The 12455-nt window shown below is 34.7% G+C and carries 8 protein-coding genes; all 8 read left to right on the top strand.

Annotated elements, in window-relative coordinates; all coding sequences use genetic code 11:
• Positions 1-4 precede the first annotated feature (4 nt).
• The 8 genes from QNH69_RS02265 (at position 5) to QNH69_RS02230 (ending at position 12454) form a co-directional block, all read left to right on the top strand.
• Positions 5-535 carry a hypothetical protein gene (locus QNH69_RS02265; protein ID WP_282928997.1) on the top strand — a complete coding sequence of 177 codons (531 nt, stop codon included), beginning with the start codon at positions 5-7 and terminating at the stop codon, positions 533-535.
• Between the two features lie 15 nt (positions 536-550).
• Positions 551-2233: a hypothetical protein gene (locus QNH69_RS02260; protein WP_282928996.1), complete on the top strand. Its 1683-nt coding sequence runs from the start codon at positions 551-553 to the stop codon at positions 2231-2233.
• Positions 2233-3261: a protein kinase gene (locus tag QNH69_RS02255; protein ID WP_282928995.1), complete on the top strand. Its 1029-nt coding sequence runs from the start codon at positions 2233-2235 to the stop codon at positions 3259-3261. Before QNH69_RS02260 ends, QNH69_RS02255 begins: the two co-directional genes overlap by 1 nt.
• A gap of 40 nt (positions 3262-3301) precedes the next feature.
• Positions 3302-7087 carry a tetratricopeptide repeat protein gene (locus tag QNH69_RS02250; RefSeq protein ID WP_282928994.1) on the top strand — a complete coding sequence of 1262 codons (3786 nt, stop codon included), beginning with the start codon at positions 3302-3304 and terminating at the stop codon, positions 7085-7087.
• Between the two features lie 242 nt (positions 7088-7329).
• Positions 7330-8931, top strand: coding sequence for a hypothetical protein (locus QNH69_RS02245; RefSeq protein ID WP_282928993.1), 1602 nt, complete (start codon positions 7330-7332; stop codon positions 8929-8931).
• A gap of 222 nt (positions 8932-9153) precedes the next feature.
• Positions 9154-10407, top strand: coding sequence for a folylpolyglutamate synthase/dihydrofolate synthase family protein (locus QNH69_RS02240; RefSeq protein ID WP_282928992.1), 1254 nt, complete (start codon positions 9154-9156; stop codon positions 10405-10407).
• A gap of 216 nt (positions 10408-10623) precedes the next feature.
• Positions 10624-11733, top strand: coding sequence for a glycerate kinase (locus QNH69_RS02235; protein WP_282928991.1), 1110 nt, complete (start codon positions 10624-10626; stop codon positions 11731-11733).
• Between the two features lie 46 nt (positions 11734-11779).
• A complete protein-coding gene (locus tag QNH69_RS02230; protein WP_282928990.1) occupies positions 11780-12454 on the top strand; it encodes a rhomboid family intramembrane serine protease in 675 nt (224 codons plus the stop codon).
• Position 12455 lies beyond the last annotated feature (1 nt).

The raw sequence follows: 12455 nt of genomic DNA, 5'->3' as shown, positions 1-12455 counted from the left end.
GAAGATGAAAAAAGTTAAAAAATATAATGTGTGCGTTAAGGCTTTTGAGTTGGGAAGAGGTAATCCTTTGGAAGATGAGCTTATCGCATCTGGTAAATTAAAAAAGCACGATTACTATTATGAGGTTTTTTCTATAGAGGCTGCCCGAGTGGGTGAGCTTGCTCGTGCTGGAGACTATATTAAGATTGATAGTTCCAATATGCCCTATCCTAATACCAGGGATAGATTTTTATCCAATCACATACATATAGGTGGGGATGACTTTATCCAGTATCCTCAGGAGGTCTTAAGCTGGACTTATGGGGATATTGAGGATGAGAATATAAAATACTTGCTGGATACGAAAAAACTTATAGTAAATCCAAATTTAACAGATTCTTTTTACAAGGCAAATCTACGGGGGACCTTTCTTACAGCCAAGGAAGATGATTTGGTCTTGATATACGGTGTGGAAAAAGCGGGAGATAAGATTATTTCGGTCAATTTTAATCTAATCGACAGGGATGAATTTGATAAGACTTATGAATACATATAGTTACGGGGAGTAGAGATGGAAGCTAGAATTTTTTCTGGGGAAACAACAATTATTGAAAGTAATGAATTTGAGTGGCAAAAAAACATCAGTTCTGGAGAATATTTAGATATTGAGTCCATTGCAATTGGGGCTAATAATACCATATCGCTTAGGAAAAAAATCCCTTTTTATAAGTACATAATAAATTTTCTCTTGTTAAAATACAAAGATAGATTGGACATAGATGGTGATATTGGCGAAGTTTCAACTCATATATTTGACTCCATCGAAGCTAAGGAGAAAAATGAAGATCTAGAGAAGTTGGACACATTGGTTATTGAACTTTTTAGGGAAAAGGGCCTAGCGCCAGAAGATTCAAAAAACGAAGTATATGGATCTTTGGATTACAAAGAAGAAGATAGGAAAATTTGGAAGAAAACACAAATAAGAAAGGACCTAAAGGCCAATGTCATAAGCCGAGATAAGATGTTTATCTACGCCTTTGGCCTAGGTATGAGCCTTGAGGAGCTAGAAGGATTCTTGATGAAGGTTTTGGAAGAAACTGGCCTAAATATTTGGGATAACAAGGAAGCCCTCATATATATAGCCCTCAAACACTTTCCAGATAATCCAATCAATTTTTATATGCGTGCTGATTATCTTTACCAGGAAGAAGCTGACAAAAAGATTAGCTTTGAGAAAAAGGATACTAACCTAAATACCAGCATATTACAAAATTCTCTGGATGACTATCTTAATGATTATAAAAATATCACAGATACTGATGATACCCTAATACACAACATAATCGCCTACCACAAAGACTTGGTAAGCGAGAATAAAAACAGGACTATATTAACAGAATTTATATCTACTTTTAATAAAATCGATGAAAGCTTGTCTGCTGAAATTGCTGCCTTTTCCAATGTGAAATACGGCAATGACGACGGAACTACTAGAAATGCTGAATATTTTTCTATGGGCAAGGTAGATATTTTTTACAAAAGTGATGAGGATATTGTTCTCAAAAGAGAAGATCCCTTTGTCTTTAGGTCAAAAGAAACTGGCGAGGAAAAAACTTACTATCCTTTTACAAATTATACACTGCCAGCAAATCCAGAAGGTGGGGAAAAGGAAATAACCCTAAGGAGTACCTTTTACGAAGATAAATACGATGTTCCAATCCTAGGTACTGGGGAAGAATACAGCGATTTTGCCTACGTGAATACTATCCCGGCAATAACAAAAATCGAGAATGATTCTATATATATTTCAGAAAAAAGACTATCTTCCTTATTAACATACCTGTACAACGAAGATGCCTTGATCCTAAGAGAAGATAGCAAATTGCCAGATGATCAAATCCAAGCCTTGGACAATCTATTGAAGGAAACAAAGATTAGGCATGAAAATTTGAACGCTATCATAGAAAAAGGAAAGATTAGCCAGATTACAAGGTCTAGGCTTATAACTCTCTACTTTATATCCTATGTTTTGGAAAATAGCGATATTTGGTTTGACAAACTTTCCACTCCAGCCAGGAGGAAAAGAGATTATCTAATATTTATGGACTATAAGCTAAGAAATGCCAGACTCTATGAGTACAACATTTCCAATCCTTACGAGGAAACCCTATTAAAACTTGTAGTCTATGATGAGCCTCTAGAAGCTTTCAGAGATCTTTGGGCCAAATATTTGATAAATATTGGAGATAATTGATGAAAAATTTCAAAACCCAAGATGCCTTTATTAATCAAATAAAAGTGATTGGTGGACCCAAAAGGTCGCCTATGAGTGGCCATTCCTTTGATATAGGGGGTGAAAAAGGTAAATACAGGGTAAAAACAGGCAGACTTATTGGGAAAACTGACACCTGTCTCATCTACCAAGCCTATGTAGGAAAAACTGGTGAACAAAATATGCTCATGAAAGAATTCTTCCCCAGTCTTAGGGAAGATGTTGTGGGTATGAGAGATGATGAGAATCCAGAAATAATCCGCTATCATACAAGGACTGATGAGGGCCTAAGATCACTTGATAGGAGTCGCAAGAAATTTGTAGAGTCCTACCATAAGCACTTAGAAGTTATGGATTTAAATGATAAAATAGCAAGGCCATGCAAAATTGAAGTAGGAAAGGGATACATATTGACCTTTTACGAGATCGAGGACTTTAAAGTCCTTGATATGGTATCTAGGCTAGACTTTCCTAGGATTATAAGTATCTTAAGGCAAACAGCTGATATAGTAGCTCTACTCCACCAAAAAGACATTATCTACATGGACATAAGGCCTGCCAATATTTTATACGATTGTAAGAGAGATAAGGTTAAGCTCTTTGACTTTGAAGCAGCCGTTTTTTTAGATCATATAGATAATATAAGAGAGTTTTACATACCCAAAGAGAGATCTTTCATACCTCCAGAGCTTAGGTACATATCAAATATTGAAAAGAGAAAAGAGATATTTATCAGTGAAGAGATTGACCTCTATATGCTGGGAGTAACTTTGTTTACCCTTCTTATGGATAGGTTTCCAGAAAATCTGGAAAATGAAAATAGCAAATATTTGGAAGAAAACTTAAGGGATACCTTTGCAAAGGATGAGAAGTACATATATTTAAAAGAGGAAATCACTGACAAGCTGGTTGATTTGCTTGTAAAATGCCTATCTGTTCACAGATTTCTTAGCGTAAGCGACTTTAGAGATAGGCTAGCTGACATCGAGAAAGTACAGCAGATGGCTTAGAAGCAAGGACTTATAAGGGTTAAAAAGGACAGGTGAGATAATGAAGAAAGTATTTGTATCAAGTACATTCAGAGATATGCATATGGAAAGAGATTTAATTCAGACAAAAATTAGCCCTGACTTAAACGACCTAGCATACAAAAAGAGAATAGAAGGAATCAAGTTCCAAGATTTGAGATGGGGAATTGATACAGGTATTGATGAAAAAGATAAGAATAAGAAGATTCTTGACGTTTGCTTAGATGAGATTGACAACTATAGGCCCTACTTTATAGTCCTATTGGGGGATAGGTATGGGTGGATTCCACCGGCTAATCTTGTAAAAGAGACAGAAATCCAATATGGCATCTATGATCAAGATGAAACGATAGATAAATCTATCACCAACCTAGAAATAGACTATGGTTTTTTGAAAAATCCAGACTATGCTCAAAACGCCTACGCCTACTTTAGGACTATAGTTGGAGATGCCAAGGGGACTATCAATAAACCAGACCCTTATGAAAAAGAAAGGGTTGAAGCCCTTAAAGCTGAAATCAGAGGGCTTTTAGATCCATCCCACATCCACGAATACGAGCTTAGAATTGAAGATGATAAGCTTGTTGGTGCTCACAAATTTGTCCAAATTGTAAAAGATGATATGAAAAAAATTCTTTTTGAAAACCAAGTCCAAGAAGAAAAATTAAGTAAAAATCAAAGGGAAATAGCCTACCATATCAAGCAAGCAGATGAAAAAGATCTATTATCTTCTGCTAGAAAATCTGTTGAAGAAGAAGTTATAAAAGAGATCAATAACAACAATGTCATAAGCATAAAGGGTAAAAGTGGCAATGGCAAATCTACCCTAATGGCAAAATTATATAGACGTATGGACAAAGATTCTATAATCTTATTTTCATCGTTGACACCAAAGACTACAAGCGCCATTGGAATTATGAGGACAATTACAGCTTATATCATGGAGTCTTTGGAAAAAGAGAATGGTGAATCAGCATATATAGAAATCAACACCCATAACAAACAAGCCAAATTTGAGCAAAGCTTATCAGTCGGAGAAAAGAAATATCAACTAGCTTTAAGGGAGTACTTCTTAAAGGGCAAAGACGAGCTTATCATCCTAATTGATGCCATTGACCAGCTCGATAGACCAGAGGATGTAGCAAAAATTATAAAACCAATAAACTTCATCAATGATAGCAAGATAAAATTTATAATATCTTACATGGATGATGGCAAGGAAAATGATGAATATATTTTCTTAAATGAATTTCCAAATTACAAGCTGGGTGATCTTACAGATAAAGATAAGCTAGAGGTAATCAACACCTCTTTAAGGGCTAATAATAAGCAGTTACCAGATGAGATAAAAAGAGCGATTATAAAAAAAGATGGGTCCAAATCACCCTTATATATATCACTTTTGGTCCAAAGGCTGCTTATGATGGATAGAAAAGATTATCAAGAAATCATAAAATCTGGAGATGGTTATGAGAAGATAAGCGCCTACCAAAAAGATTTGATCCAAAAGATGCCAAATGGCCTTAAGGATATGATTTTAAAGCTTATTTCCTATGCGACAAAAACCTTAGATACCAATACTGATGATATAAAGAATACATTAAATTACCTGGCTATATCTAGGAGGGGTCTAAGGGGAATGGACCTAAAAAATATATACAAGCTTAAGGGCAAAGCATATAATTCCCTAGATTTTGCAAGTTTGAAAAAGTATTTGAGAGCCTTTTTCCTAGAAGATAAGTACTTGAGAGTAGACTTTACCCACAAAATAATCAGACAGGCTATACTAGATGATATGACCTATACTGATAAAATTACTTTTTCTAATGATATAGCAAATGCCCTCATGGACCTACGCCCAGAAGATCCTATAAAGCTAGAAGAACAATATTACCTAGCTTATTTTGCCCACAACAAAAAGGCAGCCGTAGATCTTTTGCTAAGTATAGGGGCCAATGCAGAAAGAATCGCTCCACAAACCATAGAATCAACATTAGTATCCATAATAAAAACCCACAACACAAGTCAAAGTGATGAGAAATGGGTTAGCGATCTATTTAAGGCTGCCTTTAAATTCGATTTGAATATCCAAAAAGTTCTCTTGGCATATTTTGTTTACTCGGACAATGAAGATGGAACTATAGGATCAATAAAAGCGTCAACTAATAATGGCAAAATCCTCTTGGCTCACTTGGAAAAGTTATTGGAATATAATCTCAAAGACTACGATATAATGAGGCTATACGCTGACCAACTAAGTTTCTTGGCAATGAAGATTAGCGTGGTTGATAAGGATCCAATTAGCCTTGATTATATGAAAAAAGCAGTAGGACTCAATGAAGTCTTGGTAGATAATTCAGATGCTAATATGGAAAATCTAGCTAATGTCTATGCAAATATGGCAAAAATTTATCTAAGACACGGTTTTAGGGATGAGGCAAAAACAAACTACGAAAAATCTATTGATTTATTCGAAAAACTGGTAGATAAAAGAAAGACCACGGTAAATCTGGAAAATCTTGCCCTTGCATATAGTAACATTGCCAACCTATACTCAGAAGTTGATTGGGTGGATAGGCTTGAGGCTAAGAAATACTACAAGGAGTCTATTAGAATAATAAATAATCTACTGAAAAAGTACGAAAATGTCAGCATGAAAAAGACAGTTGCCGTTGGATATATCAATATGGCTAGCCTATACTTTAGAGAAAACAATATGAAAAGGGCTGAAAAATGGTATTTTAGAGCCATTGATGCCATAAAATGGATAGAAAATATGGAACCAAGCTTGGAAAATAAAGAAGCCTTGGCCAGGGCCTACAACAATGTAGCCGATCTTTTTGCTGATGAGATGGTAAATGATAGAGAGAAGGCCGAAGAATTCTACCTTGTGGCAGAGGGCATATTTGAATCTATACTGAAAATAAAGGCAATTATTTCTGTCAAAAAAAACCTTGCTACAACCTATGGTAACATAGGGAATCTTTACTCCAATTGGAAAGAAGATGAGGCCTATTCTTACTATTTAAAATCTATAGAAATCAAAGAAGAAGTGCTTGGGCTAAACTCAAGCAGGGAAGAGATCATAGACCTTGCCACATCTTACAATAATCTTGGATTTTTATTTGTGGATACCAATAAAGAAAAGGCTATCTACTACTATGAAAAGGCCATTAAGACCCTTAATATAATCGAAAATAAAGATAAGACCTATTGGGAAAGCCTAGGAGTATGTTATACAAATTTGGCTGATTTATACCATGCTAACAATGAAAGGGAAAAGTCCAAGGAGTATTACAAAAAAGCTATAGAGATTTATAAAAGCCTGATAGAAAGATACCAGGATGACGAGATCATAGAAAAATTGCTGATAATCTATAATAACCTGGCTTGCTATATGACTGATACAGACCTTGGTCTAATAGAGGTTGAAGAAGAATATATTAAAGCTATAGAATTAATAAAAGCCATAAAGGATCCTTACAGTAAACGCAAAAAAACAGCCATAATCTACAACAACTTGGCTAACTTATACTTTATAAAAGATAGAAACTTCGAGCTTTCCGAAAAATGCTACCTAAAATCCATAGACCTAACCAAATGGCTAATAGGTCAAAATTTGTCCTTGGAAAATATGGAAAGGCTAATGGTAAATTATTACAATTTATCCAAAATCTACGAACTTTGGGGCAAAGACGAAAGAATGGAAGAATGTTACAAAATAGCAAACTTCATAGATAGAAAAATAAAAGTCGATAAAGAAGGGAATATAAAAAATTTCATATATAAACATAAGGCACATATATAACCTAGCAAGAGCTCTTACAAATGATGATATATCAATTTGTAAGAGCTCTTTTTTTATATGCTAATCTCCCAATAATAAAAGTGGAATTTGAAAAAAATCCAGGTCCTAATCCCCATCTATAATGTAATCAAGATAAAGGCAAGCGAAAAGCTCGGGAATAGAATTTGAAAAAAATCATGCTCAAGGCTTGGACCTATAATAAAGACACAATAAAAATCGGGAAAATATAACGGGAGATAGATATGAAAAAGCAATTAAAAGCATTAGCATTAATACTAGCAATACTTACATCAACAGCATGTGGATCAAAAGAAGCAAATACAACAGAAAATATTAACCTAGCACAAGCAGAAACAGAAAACGAAGTTGCCCTTGCAAATATCAAAACACCAAAGGCAAACAACGTTGCTGTTGAAGAAGAAAATAAAGAAGATAAGAAATCTTATCTAATTCCACAAACTTTAGAACTTAAAGAAGAAGAAAAAGCTCAAGAAATAAAAGAAGCTAAAAAAGAAACTACTGAAGAAGAAGTAGTAGCGAACCTAGAAGTTAGCACAGTTAAAGAAGAAGCTGTTGAAGCTGAACCTATAAAAGAAGAAAAAACAGCAAACTACGATGACGCTTACGAAGTTTTCGTAGGAGCAGACGAAGAAGATTACGAATACGTAGAAGAAAAAATAGAAGATGATAAGGCAGTAGCTTATCTAGCAGAAGAAAAACAAGAATTTGAAGCTAAAGAAGAAAAAGAAGAAGCTCCACAAGAAATCAAAGAAGAAGCTGTAATATCTGCACCAGCAGAAATCGAAGAAGAAGTTACAGTAAACGAAGATAGCGAAATCATCGAAGAAGTAGAAAACGAAGAAGAAATAGAAGAAACTCCAGTAGAAATCAAAGAAGAAGCACCAGTAGTAAATGAAACAAAAGAAAACAACGCTTCTGGACTAACAATTGCTAGCCCAACTATAGAAGAAATCAGATCATACTGGAAAAACTACCAAACAAAAGCAAACGACACATTTGAAGTATTTGGACTTAACTTAATCGACCAAGAAAGTGATGAAATATTTAGCGAATGGACAAATCTTGACCTTAACAACATAACTCTTGGTGCACTTTCTCAACAAGCACAAGAAGATGCCCTTCACATTGCAAACACAGCAAGATTTGCATCAGGTATCAAAAACGAACTAGTAATAGGTCAAAACCAAGCACAAGCTGCACAAGCTGCATCACTAGTAAACAGATTAAATGATGAAATAAGCCATAACCCAGAACAAGTAAGTGGACTTGATTCAAACATCTACCAACTAGGTTTCCAAGGCGCAGCAAACTCAAACCTTGCATCAAACTATGGACTACTAGACTCAGTACTAGGATACATAAGAGATGACATTGGCGAAAGAAACCAAGCTGAAGTTGGACACAGAAGATGGGTACTAAATCCAGCAGGAACAGAAGTAGGATTTGGATTAACTGATGAATACTCTGCAATGTATGTTAACAACAACGAATACGATGGCGAAAACGAAGATTTAGTATATGCTTATCCAGGACAAACTGCAATAAGCGAATTCCACTCAGAAGAATCTAGCCTATCACTAATGTTTGGCGAAAACTTTGACATAACTAATGCTAAAGTTAGCGTAACAGACCTTCAAACAGGCGAAGTAAGAAATGATGCACACATCGACCAAAGTCTAAAAGGTTGGGTAAAATCTATAACATTCGGTAAAGGAATGAACTTCCAACCAGGTACAAAACTTCAAGTTAAAGTTACAGGCGTAACAAAAGATGGAGCAGAATACCCAGTAGAATACACAATCGAATACGCATCAATAAATTAAAAGATAATCCCGTATATATTTTCACATAGAGTAAAAGCTTAAGTTTCCCGTCTTAAGCTTTTTTGTTTGCTTTATTTTATGTTAAAATTAATATAGGGATAATAAAGCTAAAAACATCCAATAAAGTTTGTATTCTAGCATAGATATTTACTTGGATATCAGTCCGTACATATTATTAAAAAATTAGTATCGTATATTAAAAAAACATAGACAGGAGAAGTTTTGAAAGATATAAATCAAGCAAAAGAATTTGTCCTAAATAGGAGAAATTCCAAGGGCGTTCATAGTCTAGAGAAGATAAGGCTCTTACTAGATAGCTTTGACAACCCGCAAGATAAAATCAAGGTGATTCATATAGCAGGGACCAATGGCAAGGGATCTACGACAAAGATGATTAGTCAAGTACTCTCTCAGTCATACAAGGTTGGGACTTTCACATCACCATATATCAAAGAAATTAATGAAAATATAGCCATTAATGGCAAAGCTATTTCAGATAGCGACTTTCTATATTTGATCAATAAATTAAAAGCTCACATAGATGATTTGGACAAAAAAGGCTATTATCTTACATATTTTGAGATATTGACAGCAATGATGTACTTGTATTTTTATGAGAAAAATGTAGATGTTGCCATAGTAGAAACAGGTCTTGGTGGACTTTTAGATGCTACAAATATTGTCAAAAATCCACTAGCATCTGTCATAACAAGCATATCCAAAGATCATATGGAAATTTTGGGAGATAGGATAGAAGAAATTGCCTATCAAAAAGCAGGCATAATAAAGGAGAGCTCTCCAGTCTTCCTCTATCCCCAAGAAGATTCTGTGTACAGGGTTATAAAAGCAAAGGCCGATGAGTGCTCTAGCAAACTTTTCACTTTTTCTAAAGACGAAGTAGTCATTAAGGAAAGTGATGATAAAATTAATGCTTTTGACTTTAGAAATTACAAGGATGTAAAGCTTTCTTTATTAGGCATTCACCAGCTTTATAATGCTAGCCTTAGCCTTATGGTTTTGGATTATTTTAAAGATGATTTCAAATTAGATCAAAAAACTATAAAAGAAGGAATTTTCAAGGCGAAAAACCCTGGTAGACTAAGCTTAATTAGCCAAAATCCTAGAGTTTTAGTAGATGGTAGTCACAATAGGGATGCCATAGATTCTCTTATCACCTCGCTTGAAACTTTCACCTATCAAAGGTTAATAGTGGGTTTTTCAGTCCTTAAGGATAAGGAATATGCATACATAATAGACAGGTTAGCAGAGGTTGCCGATGAACTTATTATAACAAGTATAGATAGCCCGAGGGCCTTTGAAATTCGTGAATTAAGAGAAATCGTAAAAGAGAAGTTTCCAAAGGTTATAGCCATAGAAGATAATAAAAAAGCCTATAATTATGCGAAAGAAATAGCAGGCCCAAATGACCTAATCATCTGGTGTGGATCATTATATTTGATTGGCGAAATTTACTAGGGATAAATATAATTTTGCCAAACAAAAAAACCATTACGTGCTCGCAATGGTCTTTGATGGGCGAAATCTATATAAGATTTCATGAGTTAAACAGCGAAAGTTCTTAACCTTCAGATTCATTATAATAAAAAAGCTTGAATTTGTAAAGTTTTCATCTATTTTATTAAGAACTTTCTTTTCGGGTAATATATTAACTAGGGAGAATAATAGAAAAATATGAAAACTTTACTAGCAATTGATTCAATCAAAGATTATGAAAATTCAATAGAAATAGGAAAGATATTTCAAAAAGAACTTGGCAAAGATGCTCAAGTTATGCCCTTTCTAGATGGTGGCAGAGGAACAGTAGAGGCTATGAAAGCCCTAATAGATGGAACATATAAGTATGTAAATGTACATAACCCAAAAAACGAAGTTATTACAGCTCGCTATGTAGTTAAGGATGATTATGCTGTTATGGAAATGGCAGAATCTTCTGGCCTTCGTTTATTATACAAAGAAGAACTTGATGTTATGAACTCCTCTTCTCTTGGTTTTGGAGAGATGATAGTTGATGGGCTCAACCAAGGAGCAGATTCACTACTAATAGGCATAGGGGATACTGCAACCAATGATTTGGGCATGGGTATGCTGTATGCTCTTGGAGTTAGGTTTTATGATGAGGATGAAAATGAACTCAACCCCATTGCAAGCAATATGGAAAGAGTCCACAGAGTAGATATTTCAAATATTGACCATAGGATCTATCAAAAGGATATAACCATAGCTACAAGTTCTGATACGACCCTGTTTGGTGACAACTCATTTTTGGAAAGCAGAATTTATAGAAAGGGAGCAAGTATAGAAGACATTGCCTTTCTATACAAGGGATGCAAAAATTTCAAGGCAGTAATCGAACAAACCCTTGGGATTGATTCTGTAGACTTTCCATCACTTGGATCTGGTGGTGGAGTAGCTTGGGCTCTTTATACATTTTTTAGGGCCAAGATTTCTAAGTCTATGGATATAGTTATGGAAAAAATAGACTTTGTATCAATGATTAATAATTACGACCTATTGATACTTGGTGAAAACGTAGACCAATTTGATGGTGTTTCTTCCATCAATGTTAGTAAAGTAGCCAAATCTTACAATCCAAACCTTAAGGTTATATTTTTGGAAGATGCTGATGGTAAGGAGATTGGCCAGAGAGAAAACTTTGATATGATTTTTAAGTATAAACTCTCAGATGATTTTGACAACAAACAAATAAGAGAGGGGATCAGAGCCTTGGCTAAGGATGTAGACGAATCTTTAAGAGATAAGGTATTGGCTACAAAATTATAAGGCCTTTTGCCCTTTAGTAAGGCTTGTTAAGTAGTATAGTATTTTTATGAATTATTTTAAAAAACTTGGAGAAAGTAAAGTGACAAGAGCTCTTATCATTATAAATATTCTAGTTTTTGTTGTAATGGCCCTAAGTGGTGGTACCGAAAACACAGCCAATTTGGTGCGTTTTGGTGCTATATTTAAGCCATATATAGCAGCTGGCCAGTGGTGGAGACTCTTTACAGCTTCTTTCATCCATATAGGATTGATGCATATTTTATTTAATATGTACTTTTTGTATCAACTTGGTCCAACTTTTGAAATGCTTTATGGTAGCAAGAATTTCTTAATTATCTACCTTATTTCTGGTATAGTTGGCAACTTAGTTAGTTTTGCTTTTGGCTCAGCTGGAACAGTTTCTGCTGGCGCGTCTACTTCCCTTTACGGAATGTTTGGCCTAGCCCTAGGGATTATGCTAAATTACAAAAACGATGCAGTTTTATCAAGTTTTGGTGCAAGCTTTTTATCAGTTATAGCCATAAATGTGATTTATTCATTTATAAGTCCAAATGTAGGTATACTTGGCCACTTTGGAGGACTTTTTGCAGGCCTTATACTATCTGGCATATTCCCAGTAGTAAACAGAGAGCTTTCATCTGGTGTGAGGGTAATATCACTAGCAGCTCTAGTTGTTTTGATTGTGCTTTTGATTAGAATTGGCTTAAAATCAGTTTATTAGG

This window comes from Anaerococcus sp. Marseille-Q7828 (assembly GCF_949769285.1).
Taxonomy (GTDB): domain Bacteria; phylum Bacillota; class Clostridia; order Tissierellales; family Peptoniphilaceae; genus Anaerococcus.
This window is presented reverse-complemented; position numbering and strand designations above follow the sequence as displayed.

What these genes read in the sequence shown, in the direction of transcription:
- QNH69_RS02250 (WP_282928994.1), top strand. Translation starts at nt 3,302, where the DNA reads ATGAAGAAAGTATTTGTATCAAGTACATTCAGAGATATGCATATGGAA.
- QNH69_RS02260 (WP_282928996.1), top strand. Translation starts at nt 551, where the DNA reads ATGGAAGCTAGAATTTTTTCTGGGGAAACAACAATTATTGAAAGTAAT.
- QNH69_RS02230 (WP_282928990.1), top strand. Translation starts at nt 11,780, where the DNA reads ATGAATTATTTTAAAAAACTTGGAGAAAGTAAAGTGACAAGAGCTCTT.
- QNH69_RS02265 (WP_282928997.1), top strand. Translation starts at nt 5, where the DNA reads ATGAAAAAAGTTAAAAAATATAATGTGTGCGTTAAGGCTTTTGAGTTG.
- QNH69_RS02235 (WP_282928991.1), top strand. Translation starts at nt 10,624, where the DNA reads ATGAAAACTTTACTAGCAATTGATTCAATCAAAGATTATGAAAATTCA.
- QNH69_RS02245 (WP_282928993.1), top strand. Translation starts at nt 7,330, where the DNA reads ATGAAAAAGCAATTAAAAGCATTAGCATTAATACTAGCAATACTTACA.
- QNH69_RS02255 (WP_282928995.1), top strand. Translation starts at nt 2,233, where the DNA reads ATGAAAAATTTCAAAACCCAAGATGCCTTTATTAATCAAATAAAAGTG.